The 24,238-nt window shown below is 63.6% G+C and carries 20 protein-coding genes; 5 read left to right on the top strand and 15 right to left on the bottom strand.

All coding sequences use genetic code 11. The features are described from left to right. Nucleotides 1-3: 3 nt before the first annotated feature. A complete protein-coding gene (locus I6F35_RS15100; RefSeq protein ID WP_225118462.1) occupies nucleotides 4-1,710 on the bottom strand; it encodes an IlvD/Edd family dehydratase in 1,707 nt (568 codons plus the stop codon). Between the two features lie 74 nt (nucleotides 1,711-1,784). Next, nucleotides 1,785-2,603: an NAD(P)-dependent oxidoreductase gene (locus I6F35_RS15095; RefSeq protein ID WP_225118461.1), complete on the bottom strand. Its 819-nt coding sequence runs from the start codon at nucleotides 2,601-2,603 to the stop codon at nucleotides 1,785-1,787. Between the two features lie 103 nt (nucleotides 2,604-2,706). Between I6F35_RS15095 and I6F35_RS15090 the strand changes: the two genes are divergently transcribed. Further along, the gene (locus tag I6F35_RS15090; RefSeq protein ID WP_225118460.1) at nucleotides 2,707-3,669 is read left to right on the top strand and encodes an SMP-30/gluconolactonase/LRE family protein; all 963 of its coding nucleotides are present in this window, start codon (nucleotides 2,707-2,709) and stop codon (nucleotides 3,667-3,669) included. A 141-nt stretch (nucleotides 3,670-3,810) separates the two neighbouring features. Here the strand turns inward: I6F35_RS15090 and I6F35_RS15085 are convergent, their stop codons facing one another. Next, nucleotides 3,811-5,241, bottom strand: coding sequence for an aldehyde dehydrogenase family protein (locus tag I6F35_RS15085; protein ID WP_225118459.1), 1,431 nt, complete (start codon nucleotides 5,239-5,241; stop codon nucleotides 3,811-3,813). 188 nt (nucleotides 5,242-5,429) lie between these two features. Beyond that, nucleotides 5,430-7,796 (bottom strand): transketolase, encoded by a 2,367-nt coding sequence (locus I6F35_RS15080; protein ID WP_225118458.1) that lies wholly within the window; start codon nucleotides 7,794-7,796, stop codon nucleotides 5,430-5,432. 138 nt (nucleotides 7,797-7,934) lie between these two features. On the opposite strand from I6F35_RS15080, the gene I6F35_RS15075 reads away from it, so the two are divergent. Further along, entirely contained in the window at nucleotides 7,935-8,396 is a 462-nt protein-coding gene (locus I6F35_RS15075) for an Lrp/AsnC family transcriptional regulator (protein ID WP_028165031.1), read from the top strand. 1,142 nt (nucleotides 8,397-9,538) lie between these two features. Here I6F35_RS15075 and I6F35_RS15070 read toward each other — a convergent pair. Beyond that, on the bottom strand, nucleotides 9,539-10,708 hold the full coding sequence (locus I6F35_RS15070; RefSeq protein ID WP_225118457.1) for a fumarylacetoacetate hydrolase family protein: 1,170 nt from the start codon (nucleotides 10,706-10,708) through the stop codon (nucleotides 9,539-9,541). A gap of 151 nt (nucleotides 10,709-10,859) precedes the next feature. Between I6F35_RS15070 and ppk2 the strand changes: the two genes are divergently transcribed. Beyond that, nucleotides 10,860-11,780: a polyphosphate kinase 2 gene (gene ppk2, locus I6F35_RS15065; RefSeq protein ID WP_225118456.1), complete on the top strand. Its 921-nt coding sequence runs from the start codon at nucleotides 10,860-10,862 to the stop codon at nucleotides 11,778-11,780. A 211-nt stretch (nucleotides 11,781-11,991) separates the two neighbouring features. Here the strand turns inward: ppk2 and I6F35_RS15060 are convergent, their stop codons facing one another. The 4 genes from I6F35_RS15060 to I6F35_RS15045 all read right to left on the bottom strand — a co-directional run bounded on the left by I6F35_RS15060 (nucleotide 11,992) and on the right by I6F35_RS15045 (nucleotide 16,886). Continuing rightward, complete coding sequence (locus tag I6F35_RS15060; protein WP_225118455.1) at nucleotides 11,992-13,074, bottom strand: zinc-binding dehydrogenase; 1,083 nt, start codon at nucleotides 13,072-13,074, stop codon at nucleotides 11,992-11,994. A 79-nt stretch (nucleotides 13,075-13,153) separates the two neighbouring features. Continuing rightward, nucleotides 13,154-14,158, bottom strand: a complete 1,005-nt coding sequence (locus tag I6F35_RS15055; RefSeq protein WP_225118454.1) for a DMT family transporter — start codon at nucleotides 14,156-14,158, stop codon at nucleotides 13,154-13,156. Nucleotides 14,159-14,336: 178 nt separating this feature from the next. Then, nucleotides 14,337-15,176 (bottom strand): aldo/keto reductase, encoded by an 840-nt coding sequence (locus tag I6F35_RS15050; RefSeq protein WP_225118453.1) that lies wholly within the window; start codon nucleotides 15,174-15,176, stop codon nucleotides 14,337-14,339. A 222-nt stretch (nucleotides 15,177-15,398) separates the two neighbouring features. Next, the gene (locus I6F35_RS15045) at nucleotides 15,399-16,886 is read right to left on the bottom strand and encodes an aldehyde dehydrogenase family protein (RefSeq protein ID WP_225118452.1); all 1,488 of its coding nucleotides are present in this window, start codon (nucleotides 16,884-16,886) and stop codon (nucleotides 15,399-15,401) included. Nucleotides 16,887-16,982: 96 nt separating this feature from the next. Between I6F35_RS15045 and I6F35_RS15040 the strand changes: the two genes are divergently transcribed. Together I6F35_RS15040 and I6F35_RS15035 are read left to right on the top strand one after the other, a co-directional pair. Next, entirely contained in the window at nucleotides 16,983-18,068 is a 1,086-nt protein-coding gene (locus I6F35_RS15040; protein ID WP_225118451.1) for a substrate-binding domain-containing protein, read from the top strand. Nucleotides 18,069-18,271: 203 nt separating this feature from the next. Next, nucleotides 18,272-18,703 carry a CBS domain-containing protein gene (locus I6F35_RS15035; protein ID WP_225118450.1) on the top strand — a complete coding sequence of 144 codons (432 nt, stop codon included), beginning with the start codon at nucleotides 18,272-18,274 and terminating at the stop codon, nucleotides 18,701-18,703. A 122-nt stretch (nucleotides 18,704-18,825) separates the two neighbouring features. On the opposite strand, the gene I6F35_RS15030 is transcribed toward I6F35_RS15035, so the two are convergent. The 6 genes from I6F35_RS15030 to urtB form a co-directional block, all read right to left on the bottom strand. Then, nucleotides 18,826-19,167 (bottom strand): zinc ribbon domain-containing protein, encoded by a 342-nt coding sequence (locus I6F35_RS15030; RefSeq protein ID WP_225118449.1) that lies wholly within the window; start codon nucleotides 19,165-19,167, stop codon nucleotides 18,826-18,828. A gap of 87 nt (nucleotides 19,168-19,254) precedes the next feature. Further along, complete coding sequence (gene fmdA, locus I6F35_RS15025; RefSeq protein WP_225118448.1) at nucleotides 19,255-20,484, bottom strand: formamidase; 1,230 nt, start codon at nucleotides 20,482-20,484, stop codon at nucleotides 19,255-19,257. A 27-nt stretch (nucleotides 20,485-20,511) separates the two neighbouring features. Beyond that, nucleotides 20,512-21,201, bottom strand: coding sequence for an urea ABC transporter ATP-binding subunit UrtE (urtE, locus tag I6F35_RS15020; protein WP_225118447.1), 690 nt, complete (start codon nucleotides 21,199-21,201; stop codon nucleotides 20,512-20,514). 68 nt (nucleotides 21,202-21,269) lie between these two features. Further along, nucleotides 21,270-22,025, bottom strand: coding sequence for an urea ABC transporter ATP-binding protein UrtD (gene urtD, locus I6F35_RS15015; RefSeq protein WP_225118446.1), 756 nt, complete (start codon nucleotides 22,023-22,025; stop codon nucleotides 21,270-21,272). Nucleotides 22,026-22,036: 11 nt separating this feature from the next. Continuing rightward, nucleotides 22,037-23,176, bottom strand: a complete 1,140-nt coding sequence (urtC, locus tag I6F35_RS15010; protein WP_225118445.1) for an urea ABC transporter permease subunit UrtC — start codon at nucleotides 23,174-23,176, stop codon at nucleotides 22,037-22,039. 19 nt (nucleotides 23,177-23,195) lie between these two features. Further along, nucleotides 23,196-24,122 carry an urea ABC transporter permease subunit UrtB gene (gene urtB / locus I6F35_RS15005; protein ID WP_225118444.1) on the bottom strand — a complete coding sequence of 309 codons (927 nt, stop codon included), beginning with the start codon at nucleotides 24,120-24,122 and terminating at the stop codon, nucleotides 23,196-23,198. Nucleotides 24,123-24,238: the final 116 nt, after the last annotated feature.

The following is a 24,238-nucleotide window of genomic DNA, read 5'->3' as shown; positions in this document are numbered from 1 at the left end:
ACGCTATTCTTTCCCGCCGGCACGCATGAAGTCGAAGTCGCAGCCCTCGTCGGCCTGCAGGATGGTCTCGTTGAACAGGTGCGCATAGCCGCGCCTGGCCCAGTCAGGCGTAGCCCGCGGCGGCAGTGCGGCGCGGCGCTTCTGCAGTTCGGCCTCGTCAACCAGCAGTTCGATGCTACGCTTTGCGACATCGAGCCGGATCATGTCACCGTTCTTCACAAGTGCCAGCGGACCGCCGACGGCCGATTCAGGGGTGATGTGCAGCACGATAGTGCCGAATGCCGTGCCGCTCATGCGCGCATCCGAAATCCGCACCATGTCTTTCACACCGGCCCGCGCGAGCTTCCTCGGGATCGGCAGATATCCCGCCTCAGGCATCCCCGGAGCGCCTTTGGGCCCGGCATTGCGCAGCACCAGCACGTCGTCGGCGGTGACATCCAATTCGGGATCATCGACGCGCCGCGTCATGTCTTCCACGGATTCGAACACGACGGCGCGCCCCGTATGCTGCAACAGCTTCGGGCTCGCCGCGGATTGCTTGATGACCGCACCGCGCGGCGCCAGATTGCCGTGCAGGATGGCCATCGCGCCTTCGGCCTTGATCGGATTCTGGCGCGAGCGGATCGCATCCTGCCCCGGCACCTCCTCGGCCGCCGCGACGACCTCGCGCAGCGTCTGTCCGGTGATGGTTTTCGCATCGAGATCGATGAGATCGCCGAGCTGCGCCATCAACTTCGGCACGCCGCCGGCATGATGGAAATGCTCCATGTAATGCTCGCCCGACGGCTTCAGGTCGACCAGCACCGGCACCTCGCGGCCAAGCTTGTCGAAAGCTTCGAGGTCGATCTTGTATGGCGAGCGATGTGCGATGGCAGTCAGATGGATGAGACCATTGGTCGAGCCGCCGATCGCCTGCATCACGACCTGCGCATTGCGGAATGACGCCGGCGTCAGGATTTCGCTCGGTTTCGGCCCCTTGGCCTTTGCCATCGCGGCCGCAACCCTGCCACTCGCTTCCGCCGAGCGGAAGCGCTCGGCATGCGGCGCAGGGATGGTCGCGCTCATCGGCAACGACAGGCCGAGCGCCTCGGTGACGCAGGCCATGGTGGAGGCGGTGCCCATCACCATGCAGGTGCCTACCGACGGCGCGAGCCGGCCGTTGACCGCCTCGATCTCGGTGTCGTCGATCTCGCCGGCGCGGTATTTACCCCACAGCCGTCGGCAATCGGTGCAGGCCCCCAACACCTCGCCCTTGTGATGGCCGACCACCATTGGCCCGACCGGAATGACCACTGTCGGCAGGTCGGCGCTGACGGCAGCCATGATCTGGGCCGGCAGCGTCTTGTCGCAGCCGCCGATGACGACGACCGCGTCCATCGGCTGCGCGCGGATCATCTCCTCGGTATCCATCGCCATCAGGTTGCGCAGATACATCGAGGTCGGATGCGCAAAGCTTTCCGCGATCGAAATCGTCGGGAACACGAACGGCATCGCGCCTGACAGCATCACGCCGCGCTTCACCGCCTCGAGGATCTGCGGGACGTTGCCGTGGCAGGGATTGTAGTCGCTATAGGTGTTGGTGATGCCGACGATGGGGCGGTCGAGGGCGTCGTCCGAATAGCCCATCGCCTTGATGAAGGCCTTGCGCAGGAACAGCGAGAACCCGGCGTCCCCATAGCTCGTCAGCCCCTTGCGCAGTCCTTCAGCCATTTGTTCGTCCTCTGATCTTGCGGGCGGGCACTAGAACCCGCGCAGGTCGTTGTCAATGTTGAAGTCTGCCGACGCTACTTCCAATCAATGATCCGGCTCTTGTCGCCATCGAACTCCATGCCGCAGAACGTGCCACCCTGGTAGAAGTCGGCAACCGGATCGGCTGGCAGTCTGGCCTGTTCCGCCATGGCATGCTCGCGGAAGTCTTCCGCGCGGCCGGTCGGGCGGTAGCCGAGATCGTAGGCGCGGTGATTGTCCCACCAGGCGCGTTCGTTGTATGAGGCGCCGTAAAGGATCTCGAAATGGATGTCGGGATGCTCGAGCCCGATGCGGCAGAGCTGCATCAGGTCTTCGGGCTTCAGCCAGATCGAGAGCCGGCGATGATCAAGCGGCTTGTCGCCGAAATTTCCGATGCGCAGGCACGTCACCTTCAATCCATGCTTGTCGGCATAGAGCGCCCCGACCGCTTCGCCGAAGACCTTGCTGACGCCGTAACGGCTGTCGGGACGCGCGGTGACATCGGTGCCGATGCGGTGATGGCGCGGATAGAAGCCGACCGCGTGGTTCGAGGAGGCGAAGACCACGCGCTTCACGCCCTTTTTACGAGCGGCCTCGAACAGATTGTAGCAGCCGATGATGTTGGACTGCAGGATGGAATCCCAGGGGCCCTCGACCGAATAGCCGCCGAAATGCAGGATGCCGTCGACGCCCTCGCAGATCGCCTCGACCTGCGCGAGGTCGGCGAGATCGGCGGGCTTGAACGTTTCGTTTGCGTCGAGATCGGCCGGCGTCTTGAGACCGCTGAGCACGAGGTCGGGATAGATCGGCGGCAGCAGCTTGCGCAGGCTGGTGCCGATACCGCCGGCCGCGCCGGTCATCAGGATGCGTGGCATTTCTTCCCTCGTTTCTTCCTTCGTTGTTGCCGCCGATTTGCGGTCGCTGTCCGACAATGATAGCAAAATGAGGCGCGAGGAAACATCACAACGAGAACAGCAAATGTCCGATACGCATTCCACCGGCTGGCGTCCGGCGACGTTCTATCCCGATCCCGCGATCCATGCGCTCGATCCGCGCTTCGAGAAATACTGGCTCAAACTCTCGGCGGTGGAACGGCTGACCACCGGCCTGCGCTGGGCCGAGGGCCCGGTCTGGTTCGGTGACGGACGTTATCTCCTCTGCAGCGACATCCCCAACCAGCGCATCATCAAGTGGGAAGAGGAAACCGGCGCGGTCAGCATTTTCCGCAAGCCTTCGAACTTCGCCAATGGCAACACCCGCGATCGCCAGGGCCGGCTGGTCACCTGCGAGCACGGCGGCCGCCGCGTGGTGCGCACCGAATATGACGGATCGATCACGGTGTTGATGGACTCCTTTGGCGGCAAACGGCTGAACTCGCCCAATGACGTTGTCGTGAAGTCCGACGGCTCGATCTGGTTCACCGATCCCATCTTCGGCCTGCTCGGCAACTATGAAGGCTACAAGGCCGAGCCCGAGATCGATGCCAACGTCTACCGGATCGACGGCGAGACCGGCAGAGCGACCATCGTGGCTGAAGGAATTTTGGGGCCGAACGGGCTGTGCTTCTCGCCGGATGAAAAGATCCTCTACATCGTGGAATCCCGCGGGGCGCCGAACCGCAAGATCCTTGCCTATGACGTCGCGCCCAGCGGCGACAAGGTTGCCAACAAGCGGGTCTTCGTCGATGCCGGCCCGGGCACGCCGGACGGCATGCGCTGCGACATCGACGGCAACCTCTGGTGCGGCTGGGGCATGGGCGATCCCGAACTCGACGGCGTCGTCGTGTTCGCGCCCGACGGCGTCATGATCGGCCGGATCGCCTTGCCCGAGCGCTGCGCCAACCTCTGCTTCGGCGGCTTGCAGCGCAACCGCCTGTTCATGGCCGCCAGCCAGTCGATCTATGCGCTCTACGTCAACACGCAAGGCGCGCTCGGCGGGTAGTCTGGTTTCTCCGTCATTGCGAGGAGCGCAGCGACGAAGCAATCCATCTCACCAGTTGCGGAGGCATGGATTGCTTCGTCGCTTCGCTCCTCGCAATGACGCTGGGACTCGTGCCCCAGCGTCGCATGGTTCGCGAAAGGCTTACGCCGCGTTGAAGCCGGCGACGGCCTTCACCTCGAGATATTCCTCGAGGCCATACTTGCCCCACTCGCGGCCGTTGCCGGACTGCTTGTAGCCGCCGAACGGCGCGGTGCGTTCGTTCGGAACGCCCTGCAGGTTGACGTTGCCGGCGCGGATCTGGCGGCCGACCTTGCGCGCGCGCTCGACGGTGCCGGCAGAGACATAGCCCGCGAGACCATAGGGCGTGTCGTTGGCGATGCGGACGGCGTCTTCCTCGTCCTTGGCGCCGATGATGGTCAGCACCGGTCCGAAGATTTCCTCGCGGGCGATCGTCATGTCGTTGGTGACGTCGGCGAAGATGGTCGGGCGGACATAGAAGCCCTTGTTGACGCCCTCCGGCAGGCCGGGACCGCCGGCGACCAGGGTTGCGCCTTCATCGATGCCCTTCTGGATCAGCGCCTGGATCTTGTCCCACTGGCCGCGGTTGACAACCGGACCGATGTTGGTGTCCGCAGCGCGGGGATCACCGGCCTTGGTCTTGTCGGCGACGCCCTTGGCGATCGCAGCCACTTCCTTCATCTTCGACAGCGGCACGATCATCCGCGACGGCGCGTTGCAGGACTGGCCGGAATTGTTGAACATGTGCATCACGCCGCCGGTCACCGCCTTCGCGAGGTCGGCGTCATCGAGGATGACGTTCGGCGACTTGCCGCCGAGTTCCTGGCTGACGCGCTTCACGGTCGGCGCGGCGCGCTTGGCAACGTCGACGCCGGCGCGGGTCGAGCCGGTGAACGAGATCATGTCGATGTCCGGGTGCTCGCTCATGGCGGCGCCGACTTCGGGACCGAGGCCGTTGATCAGGTTGAACACGCCCTTCGGCACGCCGGCTTGGTCGAGGATTTCGGCGAAGATCAGTGCCGAGGTCGGCGTGAACTCGGACGGCTTCAGGATCATGGTGCAGCCGGCCGCGAGCGCCGGCGCGACCTTGCAGGCGATCTGGTTCAGCGGCCAGTTCCAGGGCGTGATCATGCCGACGACGCCGACCGGCTCGCGCACGATCACGGCTGTGCCCATGGTCTCCTCGAACTCGTACTTCTTGAGCACTTCCAGGGTGTTCATGAGATGGCCGAGGCCGGCGCCGGCCTGCAGCTTCTCCGCCATCGGCAACGGGGCGCCCATCTCGTCGGAGACGGCGGCGCCGATTTCCTTCATGCGGCCCTTGTAGACCTCGACGATCTTGGTCAAGAGCGCGACGCGCTCCTCGCGGCTGGTCTGCGAATAGGTTTCGAAGGCACGCTTGGCGGCGGCCACCGCCTTGTCGACGTCGGCCTTGGAGCCGAGCGCCACTTCATACATCGCCTCTTCGGTCGCCGGATTGATGACGGGGGTGGACTTCTTGACGACGGGATCGACCCAGGCGCCGTCGATATAGAATTGCAGGCGGTTGACCATCGGAAACCTCTTGTGCGGGGCGTATGGAGAACAGAACGGAAGCGTTCGGCAGGCATCCTTGCACGAAAGCTTGATCAGTTGAACCCGCCATATGCGGTGCGCCGCGCGGCGGCGGGCACCGGATATAAGATCAGCCTCGTGATGGTGGCAAGACGGCCCGCTGTCGCTCCTTCCCCTCCCGTTGTGCCTCACACCGCCATTTTGCGGTGCCGCACGGGGGCGCCGACGGTAACCGCTTCGGCGGCGTCGATGATGGCGTTGGCGTCGATGCCGTGGTGGCGGTAGAGATCGCCGATCGAGCCGGTCTGGCCGAAATGCTCCACCCCCAACGCCTCGACGCGGTGGCCTCGCACGCTCCCGAGCCAGCCGAGCGAAGCCGGGTGGCCATCGAGCACGGTGACGAGGCCGCAGTCCCGATGCAATGGCGCGAGCAGCTTTTCGACATGGCTGAGATGCTGCACGCCGCGCCGATCGCGGCGCAAATTCCGTGCGGCGGTCCATCCCGCATGCAGCCGGTCGGCGGAGGTGATCGCAAGCAGGCCGACGTCGCGATGGCTCTCGCCGATGAAGCCGACAGCCTCGATCGCCTCCGGCGCGACCGCACCGGTATAGGCGACCGCGATATCGCAGTTCGGCCCCGGCCGCCGCAGCCAATAGGCGCCGTCGGTGATGTCGCGCTGCAGCTCGCCCGTCATGATCCGCTGCGGCTGCTCGATGGTGCGGGTCGACAGTCGCAAATAGACCGAACCGCCGTCAACGCCCTCGCGCTGCATGTGGTCGAAACCGAACGCCATGATCACCGCGAGCTCATCGACGAACGCCGGCTCGAATGCGGCAAGCCCATCCTGGCCGATGCCGATCAGCGGCGTCTTGATCGACTGATGCGCGCCGCCTTCGGGCGCCAGCGTCACGCCCGATGGCGTCGCCGCCACCATGAAACGCGCATCCTGGTAGCAGGCATAGTTCAACGCATCGAGGCCGCGTTCGATGAAGGGATCGTAGAGCGTGCCGACCGGCAGCAGCCGCTCGCCGTTGATCTGGTGCGACAGCCCGAGCGCCGAGAGCAGGATGAACAGGTTCATCTCGGCGATGCCGAGCTCGAAATGCTGGCCCTTCGGCGAATATTCCCAGGTATAGGCGGAGGGGATCTTCTCCTGCCGGAACAGATCGTGGTTCTCCGCCTTCGCGAACAGGCCGCGGCGGTTGACCCAGGCGCCGAGATTGGTCGAGACGGTGACGTCGGGCGATACCGTGACGATGCGGGAAGCAAGCGCGCTGTCGCCGCGCGCGATCTCGTTCAGCACCAGGCCAAAGCCCTGCTGCGTCGACATCTGCGCGGCGGGCTTGAAGGCAAGCTGCGGCGGCACCTCGATCACCGGCGCTTCCAGCCGGCGGCGCCCCTCGCGGTTGAACGGCGCCTCGGCGAGGAACGCTTCGAGCTCGGCGGCATCCTGCGACAGGCCTTCGAACTTCTCCCACTCATGGCCCGGCCGGATGTTCTGGCTGGCGCGCCATTTCTCCATCTGCGCGACCGTCATCAGGCCGGCGTGGTTGTCCTTGTGGCCCTGGAACGGCAGGCCGACGCCCTTGATGGTGTAGGCGATGAAGCAGACCGGGCGGTCATGGTCGATCGCTTCGAACGCCTCGATCATGCTCGCCATGTCATGGCCACCGAGATTGGACATCAGCGCCAGCAAGTCCTCGTCGCTGCGCCGGTCGATCAGCGCCGAGACCAGTCCCTGGTCGCCGATGTCGTCCTGCAGGTGCTTGCGGAACGCGGCGCCGCCCTGGAAGCAGAGCGCGGCATACATCTGGTTCGGGCAATTATCGATCCAGCGCTTCAACGCCTCCCCACCCGGCTCGGCGAAGGCCTCGAGCATCAGCTTGCCGTATTTGACGATCACCACGTCCCAGCCGAAATTCCGGAACATGGTTTCGAACTTCGCCCACAATCCTTCGCGCACGACGGCGTCGAGCGACTGCCTGTTATAGTCGACCACCCACCAGGTGTTGCGCAGGCCGTGCTTCCAGCCCTCCAGCAGCGCCTCGAAGATGTTGCCCTCATCCATCTCGGCGTCGCCGACCAGCGCGATCATGCGGCCCTCGGGCCGGTCCTGCATCCAGCCATGCGATTTGACGTAGTCCTGCACCAGCGAGGCGAACAGCGTCTGCGCCACGCCGAGACCGACCGAGCCGGTCGAGAAATCGACGTCGTCGGCGTCCTTGGTGCGCGACGGGTAGGACTGCGCGCCCTTGTAGCCGCGGAAATTCTCCAGCTTCTCGCGGGTCTGATGCCCGAACAGATACTGGATCGCATGGAACACCGGGCTCGCATGCGGCTTCACCGCGACGCGGTCCTGCGGGCGCAGCACCGAGAAATAGAGCGCCGACATGATATTGGCGAGCGAGGCTGACGAGGCCTGGTGGCCGCCGACCTTCAGCCCATCCGCATTGGGGCGGATATGGTTGGCGTGATGGATCGTCCAGGAGGACAGCCAAAGCACTTTCCGCGCCAGCGCGGACAACATCTCCAGGCGTGCAGGCGCAATTCCCATGGTCATGCTCCGGGCGTGACTGACTATGCGTCGATTTTAGCGGGGCTGCCATCGGCAAAAATCTCAAATCCTTGCGACAACCTGTCCGAGATTGGGATAAATTCCCACGTCCTGCTTTCAAACTGCGAGTTCATCCCAATGCCAGCGCTAGACGCCATCGACCGCAAGATCCTCAGCCTGCTCCAGACCGACAGCCGCATGACCATGCAGGAGCTGGCCGACAAGGTCGGCCTGTCGGTCTCGCCATGTCACCGTCGCGTGAAGCTGCTCGAGGAGCGCGGCGTGATCACGCGCTATATCGCAACCGTCGACCAGAAGGCGCTGGGACTGCATGTCAGCGTTTTCATCTCGATCAAGCTGGCGCGGCAGAAGGAGGAAGACCTCAACCGCTTCGCGCGCGCGATCTCGAAGTGGGACGAAGTGCTGGAATGCTATCTGATGACCGGCAATCGCGACTATCTCCTGCGCGTCGTCGCCGCCGATCTCTCGTCCTATGAGGCCTTCCTGAAAAACAAGCTGACGCGGCTCGACGGCATCGCCTCGATCGAATCGAGCTTTGCGCTGAGCCAGGTGAAGTATTCGATCGCACTGCCGGTGTGAGGCGTTGCGATTCCGTAGTATGGATAGAGCGCAGCGAAACCCATCGCGATGGAGCAAGCGGCACGAATGATGGGTTTCGCTTCGCTCTACCCATCCTGCGATTGTTGCCTTCAGGACAAAGTCGTCATTGCGAGCCACCGGGTCGGCGCGAAGCGCCGCCCGATGACAGGCTCCACGAAGCAATCCATCTCTCGGCACGTGGAGGCATGGATTGCTTCGTCGCTTCGCTCCTCGCAATGACGGACGGCGAGTTCTGATTCAAATGTCAAACAGCTCTCCGCTGTCATCGTCCGCCACCGGGTCGGCGCAAAGCGCCGCCCGATGACAGGCTCCGGCGGACGATCCAGTATTCCAGAGACGTCAGTGCTTATGCCGGGCCGCAGGATACTGGATGCCCGCCTTCGCGGGCATGACGGTGGAGTGAGGATGTGAATTGGCGTTCTCGCGGCATGATGTGCCCGAGGTCTGCATCTCGTTTCACCCTCTCATTGAAGTGAGGGCGCAGGGAAAGCCGGGTGCCGGTTGCACCCGTGGGCCCCGTGCAACAAAAAGCACGGGGGTAGGACCACAGGTCAACCGGAGCAACACCGGCTTTCCCTGCGCGATGGTTTACAGCTTACTTCGTGCTCTCCCTGGTGACCGGGCTTTCTTGCCACCATCACTTCGCAAGAAGCTTAGCGCCAGCGTCGGGGCGCCAGAACCACACGACTTCGCCGTCCGTGACGCGCGTGCTCGTCAGTCACACGCATCGCGTCCACCGCATCTCACCGCAACGTTCGTGACGATCGCGAGCCGCCCCTCATTCGCGTGAGACGCGCGGAGTCATAGTGCTGATTTGCCCGACGACGGAAGCGGAATATTTTTTAGCAAAGGGCTGGACAGACTTTCGGGTGATTTGCCCGTCGGGTTGATTTGTCGCACCCAAAGTAGCCACATCGTCATTGCGAGCCACCAGATCGGCGCGTTAGCGCCGCCCGATGGCTCGCAATGACGGGGGTTGTCATTCCGGGGCGTCCGAAGGACGAGCCCGGAATCCATTTCGCCGCTTGCATCTGCCGCGCGATGGATTCCGGGCTCGCGCTGCGCGCGCCCCGGAATGACGGCGGTAGTTGCCGCGAGAAGGCACGGTGGGTTACCCGGCCCTACGAACCGCGGACTGCGAGGCTTTTCATCAATGCCGAGATGCCGAACGTCCAGGGTTCGCATTCGTCGCTTGGGCGCATGCGGTTGACGAGCTTGCCGAGCTCGGGGGCTGCGATCGTGACGATGTCGTCGCGCTTGTGGGTAAAGCCCTGGCCGGGCGCGTCGCGGTCTTTCACCGGTGCGAACATGGTGCCGAGGAACAGCGCGAAGCCATCGGGGTACTGATGCACCGGACCGATGGTCTGCGCCACGAGATCGGTCGGATCGCGGCTGATCTTGCTGATCGATGAGTGGCCCTCGAGGACGAAGCCGTCCGGTCCCTTCACGGTCAGGCCGACATCCATGTTCCGCACATGGTCGAGCGTGAAACTGGCATCGAAGAGTCGCAGCAGCGGGCCGACCGCGCAGGAGGCGTTGTTGTCCTTGGCCTTGGAGAGCAGCAGCGCCGAACGTCCCTCGAAGTCGCGCAGGTTGACGTCGTTGCCGAGCGTGGCACCGACGATGTTGCCACGGCTCGATGCGACGAGCACGACCTCCGGCTCCGGATTGTTCCAGGTCGATTTCGGATGCAGGCCGGCATCCATGCCGGTGCCGACCGAGGACAACACCGGCGCCTTGGTGAACACCTCCGCATCGGGGCCGATGCCGACTTCCAGATATTGGCTCCAGGCCTGCTGCTCGATCAGCACCTGCTTCAGCCGCATCGCCTGCTCCGAGCCGGGCTTGAGCTTGGAGAGATCGTCGCCAACCAGCCGCACCACCTCTTTGCGGATCGCCTCCGCGGACGCCGGATTGCCGCGCGCCCGCTCCTCGATCACGCGCTCCAGCATCGAAATGGCGAAGGTGACGCCGGCCGCCTTCAACACCTGCAAATCGAGCGGCGCGAGCAGCCACGGCTTTCGCCGATCGCGGCGGTCCGGTGGCGTGTTGGCGAGGATGGTTTCGAGATCGCCGACGCGCTCGCCGCCGATGCCGCGCAGCGCGGCGGCCGGATCGCTCTCCTCGCACAATGCGCTGACGGTCGGAAATCGCGCGGTCACATCGAACACGCCGTCGCCGCGGATTGCGACCACGAGCGGACCCTGAAGCTGCGGCAACCAGACGCGCCCGACCAGCGTGCCGTTGGTGCCGTCCTCCGGCAGGATGTCTTTGGCGGTCAGCATGATCATCGGGCTTTCTCCCATCCGTTTCGTTGTTGGCGGCGCTTATTAGCACGGCTGCGATGACAGTGTGAGGGCATCGTCATCCCGATGTCACGGAAGCATCGTCAATTCCGCGGGTCCACACCCGTCTGTGAGCAGCCGAGAGAGACGCCACTTCATGACCACATCCACTCCGATCGACGAAGCCGCCCTGCGCGAGCGCATCAACCAGGAAATCGCCGACAATCTGGACGAAGAGCTCGAACTCGAGCTCGACGACACCCGGCTGGACGACCTCGACAACGCCGCGCGCGGCGGCCTGCCGGCGCTCGATCGCAAGCTCTACTTCCGGGAACTGCTGCGGCTGCAGGGCGAGCTCGTGAAGCTGCAGGACTGGGTGCAGCACGAGAAGAAGAAGATCGTGGTCCTGTTCGAGGGACGCGACTCCGCCGGCAAGGGCGGCGTGATCAAGCGCATCACCCAGCGCCTCAATCCGCGCGTCTGCCGTGTCGCGGCCCTGCCCGCGCCGAGCGAACGCGAGCGGACGCAATGGTACTTCCAGCGCTATGTCGCGCATCTGCCGGCCGGCGGCGAGATCGTGCTGTTCGACCGCAGCTGGTACAACCGCGCCGGCGTCGAGCGTGTGATGGGTTTTTGCACCGAGGAGGAATATCAGGAGTTCTTCAAATCGGTGCCGGAGTTCGAGCGGATGCTGATCCGCTCCGGGATCATCCTCGTCAAATACTGGTTCTCGATCACCGATGACGAGCAGCAATTCCGCTTCATGATGCGGATCCAGGATCCGCTGAAGCAGTGGAAGCTGAGTCCGATGGACGTCGAGGCACGGTCGCGGTGGGAACAGTACACCAAGGCCAAGGAGACGATGCTGGAGCACACTCATCTGCGCGACTCGCCGTGGTGGATCGTGGACGCCGTGGACAAGAAGCGCGCCCGGCTGAACTGCATCTCGCACCTGCTCAGCCAGATTCCGTATGCCCCGGTTCAGCACATCCCGGTCGTGCTGCCGCCGCGCGTGCGCAATCCCGACTATCACCGCGGCCCGATCCCGCCGGAGATGTACGTTCCGGCGCAGTTCTAGAGCATGATCCGGAAAAGTGGAAACCGGTTTTCCGAAAAGATCATGCTCAGACAAAGAGATGAGATCATGATCCGATTCCATTTAATCGGATCATGATCTAGCGACCGGCATTGCGTGGAGCGACAGCGACGACGCAATCCATGCCTCAGCGAGCGGAGAGACGGATTGCTTCGCTCCTCACCGCGAGGGTCTGGCAATCTGCAAACCAAGCCTACCGCCAGGGTTCGACGATGATCTTGGTGTGGGCTTCGGGATTGGCGAGATCGGCGAAGGCCTGCGCGACGCCGTCGATGCCGACGCGGGCTGTGACCATGGAGGCGGCATCGACCCGACCTTCCGCGATCAGGCGGAGCGAAGCGGCAAATTCCTCCGGCGTGTAGCCCAGCACATACTGGACGTTGAGCTCCTTCATGATGCCGAGCATCGGCTCGGAGCGGTCGGTCTCCATGCAGACGCCGACCACGACGATACGGGCATCGCGCGGGGCGCCCTCGAACACCTGCTGCAGCAGGCCCGGCACCCCGACGCATTCGAAGATCAAGGCGGGCTTCAGCGCCGGCAGCATCGCCTGCAGCGGCGGGCGCGCGGCCTTCTCCGCGTCCGACATCTGCGCATGCTCGGCCCAGGTCGCATAGGGCTGCGAGCGCGCCGGATCGACGACGATATCGGCGCCGAGCTTTTCCGCAAGCACACGGCGCGCCGGCGAATAATCGGCGGCAACGATCGGATGCAGGCCCTTGATCTTCAGCGCGGCGATCACGGCGAGCCCAACCGGCCCACAGCCGATCACCAACGGCACCTCGCCGCCCGCAATGTTGGCTTTCGCCACGGCATGCACGCCGACCGCCAGCGGCTCGGTCAGCGCCGCGTGCTCGGCCGGAAGTCCGTTCGGCACCTCCAGCAGCAGCGCCTCGCTGAGCAGCATGCGCTCGGCATAGCCGCCGATGTTGTCGTTGGAATAGCCGATGCCCTGCGGCCCCTGCTCCGTCAGCAGCGCCGGCAGTGAGCACACTTTCGCACCCGGCTTGAACCTGCGCTGGGTCTGCGGACCATAGTCCAGGATCTCGCAGCAGAATTCGTGGCCAAACACGACGTCGCGGGAGAGGTCCATCGGCTTGCGGCCGGGAGAGAACCTTGCCATCTCGGCCATGCGATGGGCGTGCTTGCGCGCGTGCAGATCGGAGCCGCAGATGCCGCATGCGAGCGACTTCACCAGCACCTGCCCTGCGCCCGGCTTCGGCTCGGGCATGTAATCGACGACGATTTCGCCGTTCCTGAAAATCGCTGCGCGCATCGTTTCCTCCCTTTCTTGTTGGCTACACCTGTTCCACAGGTCGCCTGCCAAGGGAAGAACGAATGTGCGGGCAATCCACTCAGGCGTTCGACGAGGGCTCGCCGGGCACGGTCAACAACTGCGAGTGACGGACGCGCTCGCGGTGGGCGGTGTAAAGGCCGGAGGCGACGATGAACGCCGCGCCGGTGATGGTCCAGACATCAGGCACCTCACCGAAGATGAAGAAGCCGAGCAGGCTGACCCACAGCAATTGCGTGTAGGAGAACGGCGCCAGCACCGAAGCATCGGCATAGCGGAACGCCAGCACCACGATCCACTGGCCGGCGGTCGAGGCCACGCCGATCAGGATGCCGAAAAGAATGTCGTGCCAGGTCGGGGTGACCCAGGCGAACGGCACCATCATGCTCATGATGCCGAAGCCAACGATGGCGGAATAGGCCATGGTGGTGATGGCGGCATCGCGGCCGCTGATCATGCGCGTCATGATCAGCGTCGAGGCCCAGCACAACGCCGACACCAGCGGGAAGAAGGCGGCGGCGTGGAACGCGCTGGTGCCAGGCCGCAGGATGATGAGGACGCCGAGAAGGCCGACGCCGGTCGCGATCCAGCGGCGCAGCCCGACCTTTTCGCTGAGGAAAATGATCGACAGCGCCGTGACGAACAACGGCGACACGAAGCTGGTGGAGGATGCTTCCGCGATGGGGAGGAAGCGCAGGCCCGAGATGAAGAACAGCGAGGAACCGAGCAGCGTGGCGCCGCGGACGAATTGCAGGCCGACGCTGCCGGTGCGCATGGCATAGAGCGGCGAGCCGGGCAGCATTGCCGGCGACATGATCAGCGTGAACACCAGGAAGCGGATCCAGGTGATCTCGATCGAGGGCAGCGTCGCCGACAGATATTTCGAGGTGGCGTCTGAGGTGCCGAGGAAAACCGTCGACAGCAGGATCAGGGCGATGCCCTTGAACGGCCGGTCGGCGCGCGCGGGCGCCTTGCGCGAGGAAGATTTCTTTGCAGGCGATTTCTTTGCAGGCAATGGCAGTGGAGCGCTGTCCAGCCTGGCGGCTGCGGCGGGGGGCGGAGTCACGGCAATCTCGAAGGCAATATCCAGCGAATCTGGCGAGGTGCCACAAAACTCCAATCGGAGCGCAACCACAAGCGCTGAAAACAGGACTCCGATATGCGCGAATGTGCGCAGCAGCACGCTACGGCCGGCGCGGCAACTCGCCGTCGCCGTTGCAACACTTTGTTAACAATCGTGTTCGCTACAACATCGGCAAGCTGCGCGGTTTCGGGCCGCGGGGAAATGCCTTGTCCAAAGCTTCGATCTCGCTGCCGCTGAGCACGAGGTCGCCGGCCGCGGCGTTCTCGGCTGCGTGTTCCGCGCTCGACGCTTTGGGAATCGCAAACACAGAAGCCGCGCGGGTGAGGAAGGCCAGCGCGACCTGGCGTGGCGTCGCATTGTGCGCCTCCGCGATCGCCTGCAGCACCGCGCCGCCCTTGCTGCGCGGCGAGGGAAAATCATTGTGGCCGAACGGAGAATAGGCGACGACCGCGACACCGTGCTGCTCGCACCAGGGGATCACCGCGTGTTCGATCGCGCGCTCCTGCAGGTGATAGAGCACCTGATTGCAGGCGATCCTGCCCTGATCCGAAACTTCCAGGATCTCGTCGAGATCATCGGCGTCGAAATTGCTGACGCCCCAGGACCGTATTTTCCCGGCTGCGGCCAGTTCCTCGAACGCCGCGACGGTGTCCTCCAGCGGATAGGATCCACGCCAGTGCAACAGATAGCAGTCGAGCCGATCGGTTCTCAGCCGCTTCAGCGAGCGCTCGCAGGCTGTGATGGTGCCACGGCGCGAGGCGTTGCTCGGCAACACCTTCGAGACCAGGAACAATTCGTCGCGTCGGTCTGCGATGGCATCCGCGATCACGAGTTCAGCATCGCCATACATCTCTGCGGTGTCGATGTGGGTCATGCCGAGCTCGATGCCACGGCGTAAGGCAGCGACCGCCGCCTTGCGGTCACCGCGATCGAGATACCAGGTGCCCTGCCCGATCACGGAAACGTCGGGGCCATGGTGGCCGAATTTCTTGCTGCGCATGATCGCCTCGCTGGCTTGAGAGGCAGACCTTAGACGATTGGTGCGGCAATGTCGCGGCAATGCACTTTGTCGTCCCGGGCTTGACCCGGGACCCATAACCACAGGACTTTGTGGTGCGCTCCGCTGCAACCGCTTGCTCGCGCCACAACAACCTCCTGTGGTTATGGGTCCCTGCTTTGCGCAGGGACGACAGCGTGGCGCGCGCACCGACCTCTCACGCCGTCAAACGTTGAGGTTCATCCAGACCGCCTTGGGCTCGGTGAAATTGTCGATGGCGGCGGTGCCGTGCTCACGGCCGAGACCTGAATCGCGCTCGCCGCCCCAGGGCAGCCGCACATCGGTGTAGCCATAGGTGTTGATCCACACCGTGCCGGCCCGGGCGCGCTTTGCGAAACGCTGCACGCGGCCGATGTCGCTGCTCCAGACGCCGGCGGCAAGGCTGTAGGCGGTGCCGTTGGCGATCCTGAGCGCATCGGCCTCGTCCTTGAACTTGATCACGCTGACGACGGGACCAAAGATCTCCTCCTGTGAGATCCGCATCTCGTGCTTGACGTTGGCGAACACCGCGGGGCTGATGAAATAGCCGCGACCGCCGACATGCTCACCGCCGGTCACCAGCAGCGCGCCCTCCCTCTTGCCGATGTCGACATAGTCGAGAATGGTCTTCATCTGCTTCTCGGAGATCACCGGTCCGAGTGCCGTCGCGCGGTCCTGGGGATCGCCGATGCGCAGCGCGCTCGCGCGTGCGGCCAACCGTTCGACCACCTCGTCATAGACGCTCTCCTGCACGAGAACACGCGAGCCGGCCGAGCAGACCTGCCCGGCATTGAAGAAGATGCCGGCGGCCGCGGCCTTCGCGGCAGCATCCAGATTCGCATCATCGAAGATGACATTGGCCGACTTGCCGCCGAGCTCGAGTGACACGCGTTTGAAATTGCCGGCTGCGCCGCGCATGATGCCGCGCCCCACGCCCGGCGAGCCGGTGAACGTGACCTTGTCGACGTCAGGATGATTGACCAGCGCCTCGCCGGCGATGCGGCCGGGCCCCGGGACGATGTTGAGCACGCCGCGCGGCAGACCGGCTTCGAGCGCGAGCTCGCCGATCCGCAGCGCTGACAGCGGGGTCAGCTCGGCCGGCTTCATGACGATGGTGCAGCCGCACGCCAGCGCCGGCGCGAGCTTCCACATGCCGATCATCAGCGGAAAATTCCAGGGCACGATCGCAGCGACCACGCCGACCGGCTCGCGGACGGTGTAGGTCAGCGCATCGTCGCGGGTGGACACCACATCGCCGCCGATCTTATCGGCCCATCCGGCGTAGTAGGTCAGCGTGTCGATCGCCGCCGGAAAATCCTGGCGCAGCACCGCCGCGATCGGCTTGCCGGCGTCGAGGCTTTCCAGTTCGACGATCTCGTCGGCATGCTGCTTCAACAGCCCGGCCCATTTCAGCAGGATGTAGCCACGCTCGGCTGCGCGCATGGTACGCCACGGCCCTTCGAACGCGCGGCGCGCGGCGGCGACGGCGCGGTCGACGTCCGCCGCACCGCCTTCGGCGATCGTCGCGATCACCTCTTCGGTCGCGGGATTGAGGGACTTGAACGTGCGCCCCGAGATGGCCGGGACGCGGGCGCCGTCGATCAGCAGCAGCTCGTCCCGGATGGCAGAACGGCCTGGTGCGTCCTGCCTGTAGTCATATGCAATTGACGTCATATTTCCTCCTGTCTGGTATACCAAACCTAGGAGCATATAACTCATGTTCTGCCTATGGCTGACGATAATATGAACTCAATTTCATAAGATGCGCCGATGCTGCAGATCGAGATCGAAACCGTCTGGCGATTTCACCGCGAAGGCAGCCCGCACACGGCGGTGGTGATGCTCGGCATCCTCAACGAGATCCGCAAAACCGGAAAAATCTCCAGCGCAGCCACCGATGCGCATCTGTCGTACCGCCATGTCTGGAACCTGATCGACCAATGGTCGGAGTTCTTCGGCGTGCCGCTGGTGGAGACCCAGCGCGGCAAAGGCTCGAAGCTGACGCCGTTCGGCGAGAAGCTGGTGTGGGCCGGCGAGCGCATGCAGGCTCGCCTTGGCCCGCAACTGGAGAACCTCGCGCAGGAACTGGTCACGGAGATCAAGCCGTTCCTGCACCAGCGTCCCTCGGTGATCCGCGTCCATGCCAGCCACGGCTTTGCCGTCTCCAAGCTGCGTGAATTCCTCGACCGCGAGCCCGGCATGGGCGTCGACCTCCGCTATGTCAGCAACCAGAATTCGCTGGTCTCGCTGGCGCAGGGCGCCTGCGATCTCTCCGGTGTGCACCTGCCGCGCGGCGAATTGCGCGCGCAGGGCATCAAGGCGTGCCGCGAATGGCTCGATCCGCGCGAGGACCGCGTGATCAGCTTCGTCACGCGCGAGATGGGACTCATGGTCAAGCGCGGCAACCCGCTGAAGATCAAGTCACTGAAAGATCTGGTCGACCGCAAGGCGCGCTTCGTCAATCGCGATCACGATTCAGGCACCAGGCAGTTGTTCGACCAGCTCCTGGCGCTGCACCGGATTCCCGAAAGCAGGATCAACGGCGCGCAGCAGATCGAGTTCACCCACGCCGCGGTCGCCGCCTATGTCGCCAGCGGCATGGCGGACGCGAGCTTCGGCGTCGAGGCGGCCGCCCGTCAATTCGGGCTCGATTTCATCCGCCTGCTCACGGAGGATTATTTCTTCGTCTGCAAGCGCGCGTTCCTCGGCACCGACCCGATGCAGCGCGTGCTCGAGATCATGAAGAGCGGCGATTTCCACGAAGCGATCGACGCCCTTCCGGGCTATGTCGCCTCCGAGACCGGCACCGTCAGCGGCGTGAAGGATTTCCTCGAACGAATGCACGCCGACCGCTGAGGCACAACCGCCGTTCGAACAACGACTTCAAACCAACGGCCGAGGGCCGCTGCCGATGTTGCACTGCGGCCCTGATACTCGCTGACTGCTTCCTGCTCATATGGTATACTGATGCCGATCGAGGCGAATGGATGCCATGGCATGTGATCGCCCTCCTGAGGGGCAGATGAAATAGGTGGCTAGGCTAACGATGGGAGGAGACGATGACCATCGAAAGCATTCTGAGGCGGAAGGGCACCGAGGTCACAACAATAGCTCCGGATGCCAGCGTCAAGAGAGCCGCGGACTGGCTTCGCGCAAAGAATATTGGCGCTCTCGTGGTGACGAGCGAGAACTCGGTTCTCGGCCTGATTTCCGAACGTGAAATCGTTCATGCATTTTCGCGTTATGGCGATACAGCCGGGTCGATGCCGGTGAAGGAAATCATGCAATGCGGTGTGGCCACCGTGTCTCCGGACGAAAGTGTGAATCGCGTGATGAAACTGATGACGCACCATCGCGTGCGCCACATGCCGGTCCTGCGCGGCGGCAAGCTGGCCGGCATCGTCAGCATCGGCGATGTCGTCAAGGACCGGCTCGAAGATCTGGAGCTTGAGACGAAGATTCTGCGTGATGTCTACAACGCGGCGCGTTGACGCCTCGGGCGGACGCACTCTAGAGCATTTTCGGTTCTGATTGAATCAGAACCGAAGCTCTAGATTCTTGTTTTGACGCGTTTTCTTCACGCGAACCGGTATCCACTTCGCTCGAAAACGCTCTAATGGCTGATCATCCAGGGGCGCGCCGTGGGGAAGCCTTTCGCGCCGCTCCTGCTCTTGGTCATCAACCTTGCGGGCTTCTTCCCGGTGCAGCAGCCGCAGCCGGGGCCGTGGGAGGCCTTGTACTGATCGAGGGTCTTCGGCGCGTGCGCGCTGCGCTCGTTGACGGCGTGGGCCTTGCGCTTGTCGGAGGGCATGCAGAAGAAGCTCGGCGCGGTCAGGATCACGCGCGGCGATTGCGCGTCGCAGTGCGGGCAGTCCTGCGGCAGGTCGCATTCGGACATCGGCCGCATGTCGGTGAACGGGCCGCAATCGTTGCAGAGATATTCGTAGACGGGCATCTTTTCTCCTCGCGCGATCGAGCTTGAAAATACGCGAAGGATGCGGGGCGGCAAAGGCGCGCCGTTCCGCATCCTTCGCGCAGGGAGTTACTTGTCCGGTGAGATCGGCATCTGGATGTCGCCCGTGATGTGCTTGATCGGCCCGGCCGACGACGGCATCACGTCGAAGTCAAAGATCTCCGTCGGCAGCCACAGCGTGGCGCAGGCGTTGGGCACGTCGACGACGCCGGAGATGTGGCCCTGGCACGGCGCGGTGCCGAGGATCGAATAGGCCTGCGCGCCGGAGTAGCCGAACTTCTTCAGGTATTCGATCGCGTTCAGACAGGCCTGGCGATAGGCGATGTGGACGTCGAGGTAATGCTGCTTGCCGGCTTCGTCGACCGAGATGCCCTCGAAGATCAGGAAGTCCTTGTAGTTCGGCGTGATCGGCGACGGCTTGAAGATCGGATTCTTGATGCCGTATTTGGCCACGCCGTCCTTGATGACATCGACCTTGAGGTGCAGCCAGCCGGCCATCTCGATCGCGCCGCAGAAGGTGATCTCGCCGTCGCCCTGGCTGAAGTGGAGGTCGCCCATCGAGAGGCCGCCGCCGGGCACGTAGACCGGGAAGTAGATCTTCGAGCCGCGCGAGAGATCCTTGATGTCGCAATTGCCGCCATGCTCGCGCGGCGGGACGGTGCGTGCGCCCTCCGCGCCGATCTTGGCTTTCACGTCGCCCTTGGCGCGGCCGCCATGCGCGGTCGGACCAAACGGCGGGTTGGCCAGCCCGGGCACGCGGGTGGGATTGGTCGCGATCAACTCGGCCTCGCGCGCGTTCCAGGTCGCAAGCATTTTCGGATCCGGCAGGCAGCCGATCAGGCCGGGATGGATCAGGCCAGCGAAATTGACACCGGGCACATGGCGCGAGGACGTATAGAGGCCCTTGATGTCCCAGATCGATTTCTGCGCCAACGGGAAATGATCGGTGAGGAAGCCGCCGCCATTCTGCTTGGAGAAGAAGCCGTTGAAGCCCCACAGGCTCTCCTTGAGCGGGCCGACGTCGAGCAGGTCGACGACCAGCAGGTCTCCTGGCTCGGCACCCTTGACGCCGATCGGGCCGGACAGGAAGTGCACGATCGACAGATCGATGTCGCGCACGTCGTCGGCGGAATCGTTGTTCTTGATGAAGCCGCCGGTCCAGTCATAGGTCTCGATGATGAAGTCGTCGCCGGGATTGACCCACGCCACGATCGGGATGTCGGGGTGCCAGCGATTATGCACCATGTCGTTGTCATAAGCCGACTTGGTGAGATCGACCTTGATGAGTGTCTCTGGCATCAGAAGCTCCCCTTTTACTTGCCTTGGTTAGACGGACAGATATTTCGAGATCTGCGCGGCATCGACATCGTCGCGCGGATTGTCGCGGACGATCTCGCCGTTCTCGATGACAAGCACGCGGTCGGCGATGTCGAGCGCGAAGCTCAGGACCTGCTCGGAGACGACGATCGACAGGCCGCGTTCGTCGCGGATGCGCTTCAAGGTGCGCGCCATCTCCTTGATGATCGACGGCTGGATGCCTTCGGTCGGCTCGTCCAACAGCAGCACCTTCGGCTTGGTGGCAAGCGCGCGGGCGATCGCGAGCTGCTGCTGCTGACCGCCGGACAGATTGCCGCCGCGGCGGTTCTTCATCTCGAGCAGCACCGGAAACAGTTCGTAGATGTCGCCGGGCACCTCGGACTCGCCGTGCACAACGAGGCCGGTCTCGATGTTCTCCTTCACCGTCATGGTGGAGAAGATCATGCGGCCCTGCGGGACATAGGCGAGGCCCTTGGCGACGCGCTCATAGCTTTCGAGCGTGTTGAGCTCGGCGCCATCCATGGTCACCGAGCCACTCTTGGCCGGCAGGATGCCCATCAGCGACTTCATCAGCGTGGTCTTGCCCATGCCGTTGCGGCCCATGATCGCCACGATCTCGTTGGCTGCGACCGAGACGTTGAGGCCGTGCAGCACCTCGCTCTGGCCATAGGCGACGTGAAGATCGGAGATTGCCAGCATCGACCTGTTCCCTATTTTTTGCGCATGATCTTGTCCGGAAACCGGACGCCACTTTCGGGGATCATGCGCTAGTGCCCGAGATAGACTTCGATGACTTTCGGGTCGTTCTTGACGTGCTCCATCGTGCCCTCGGACAGAATCTGGCCCTGATGCAGCACGGTGACCTTGTGGGCGATGTCCTCGACGAATTTCATGTCGTGCTCGATGACGAGCACCGAGCGGCCCTTGATGATGCGGTTGAGCAGTTCGGCAGTCTTGGCGCGCTCGGACACGCTCATGCCGGCAACGGGTTCGTCCAGCATCAGCAGGTCCGGGTCCTGGATCAGCAGCATGCCGATCTCGAGCCATTGCTTCTGGCCGTGGCTCAATTGATCGGCGTAAGTATCGAGACGATCCTTCAGGAAGATCATCTCGGCGACTTCCTCGACGCGCTCTTTCACGGCGGCGTCGCGCTGGAAGGTGAGCGAGCCGAACACGGTGCGGCCGCGCGGGAAGGAGATTTCGAGGTTCTCGAACACGGTGAGGTCCTCGAACACCGACGGCGTCTGGAACTTGCGGCCGACGCCGGCCTGCACGATTTCGTTCTCGCGCAATTTCGTCAGCTCCTGGCCGCGGAACTGGATCGAGCCGGAGGTTGCTTTGGTCTTCCCGCAGATCAGGTCGAGCACGGTGGTCTTGCCGGCGCCGTTGGGGCCGATGATGACGCGGATCTCGTTGTCTTCGACATAGAAGGAGAGATCGTTGACCGCCTTGAAGCCGTCGAAGGACACGGTGAGGCCGGAGACGGCGAGCAGGAAGTCCTTGGGCTGATGACCGATGAGCATGACCCTCTCCCCTATTCCGCCGGTGCGCCGTCGGCGACGGAGAAACCGTTGCCGGGTTTTGCCTTGCGTGACGCCAGCAGGCGGTCGATATGCGGCTGAACGTAGTCCTGCCAGATGCCGGAGAGTCCGTTCGGGAAGGCAAGCACGACCGCGATGAAGAGCGCGCCCAGACCGAACAGCCAGAGCTGCGGGAAGGATTCCGAAAGGCTGGTCTTGGCGAAGTTCACCAGCAGCGAACCCCAGACCGCGCCGAAGATCGACATCCGGCCGCCGACCGCGGTGTAGATCACCATCTCGATCGATGGCACGATGCCGACAAAGGACGGCGACATGAAGCCGACTTCTAGCGTGAACATGGCGCCGCCGATCGCGGCGAAGATCGCGGCCGCGCAGAAAGCGAAGATCTTGAAATTGGCGACGCTGTAGCCGGAGAAACGGACGCGGTCCTCCTGCTCGCGCATCGCCACCAGGATGCGGCCGAGCTTGGTCAGACGGATAAACTGCGCGGCGATGATGCAGGCGAACAGCAGCACGACCTCGACGAAGTAGAGGATGAACTTGGCGTGGTCGGTGCGGATGTCCCAGCCGTGCAGCGTGCGCAAATCGGTGATGCCGTTGATGCCGCCGGTGTAGCCCTGCTGGCCCACGATCAGGATGGTCATGATCGCGGCGATCGCCTGCGTGATGATCGCGAAATAGACGCCGCCGACGCGGCGCTTGAACATCGCCGCGCCAATGATGAAGGCGAAGATGCCGGGCACCAGGATGATGGCGACCAGCGTGATCGGGAAGCTGTGGAATGGCTTCCAGAAGAACGGGAGCTGCGTGAGCTGGTTCCAGTCCATGAAATCGGGAATGCCGGGGGTCGACTGGATCTTGGTGTTCGCGACGCTGGAGGCTTCCAGCTTCAGGTACATCGCCATGCAGTAGCCGCCGAGGCCGAAGAACACGCCCTGCCCCAGGCTGAGGATGCCGCCATAGCCCCAGCACAGCACCAGCCCGATGCCGACGAAGGCGTAGGTGAGATATTTGGCGACCAGGTTGAGGCGAAAAATATCCAGCGACAGCGGCAGGATGACGAAGAGCAGCAGCGCGAGCGTGAGGAAGCCGATCAGCTCGGAGCGATTGAAAAAGCGCGAGTTGATGATCATGACCTTTGCCTGCTTGTTCTTATTTGCGGACCTTCAGTGCGAATAGCCCTTGTGGCCGCACCATCAGGATCGCGACGATTGCCAGAAGCGTGAGCACCTTCGCCATCGAACCCGACAGGAAGAACTCCATGGTCGACTGCGCCTGCGAGATGGTGAAGGCGGAGGCGATGGTGCCGACGAGGCTAGCCGCGCCGCCGAACACGACGACCAGGAAGGTGTCGACGATGTAGAGCTGGCCGGCGGTCGGCCCGGTCGAGCCGATCATGGTGAAGGCGCTTCCTGCGATGCCGGCGATGCCGCAGCCGAGACCGAATGTGTAGCGATCGACCTTCTCGGTATTGATGCCGACGGCGCCTGCCATGACGCGGTTCTGCACGACGGCGCGGACCTGACGGCCCCAGCGCGACCAGAACAGCACATAGGCGACCACGATCGTGATCAGCACGGTCAGCCCCATCACGAACATGCCGTTGATCGGAATCTGGATCGCATCGGTCGCCTGCCAGGAGCCCATCATCCATTCCGGCAATTCGACGCCGACCTCGCGGGCACCGAACACCGAGCGATAGGCCTGCTGCAGGATCAGGCTCAGGCCCCAGGTCGCAAGCAGCGTATCCAGCGGGCGCTTGTAGAGATGGCGTATCAGCGCCCATTCGACGAGCATGCCGAGCGCGCCCGAGGCGATGAACGCCAGCGACATCGCGAGGAAGAAATAGCCGGGAAACAGCGAGGGCAGATATTGCTGGAACGCGCTCGACGTCATCCAGGTGACGTAGGCGCCCAGGATCATGAACTCGCCATGGGCCATGTTGATGACGCCCATCTGGCCGAAGATGATGGCGAGCCCCAGCGCCATCAGCACGTAAACCGAGAACAGGATCAATCCGGCAAAGCCCTGCATCGCGAAGATGGCGCCGAGATCGCTGAGCGAATAGTCACCGAACATGATCCGTCCTCTGCATGGGTCAGCTTTGCGCCCGCGCATGGCGCGTGCGCTTTGTGATGGCGCGGGTCTTGCGACCCACGCCAACAAGAGTCGAGACACGGCTTCAGCCGAGGCGC

It is taken from the genome of Bradyrhizobium sp. BRP22, assembly GCF_020194175.1.
GTDB lineage: Bacteria > Pseudomonadota > Alphaproteobacteria > Rhizobiales > Xanthobacteraceae > Bradyrhizobium.
This window is presented reverse-complemented; position numbering and strand designations above follow the sequence as displayed.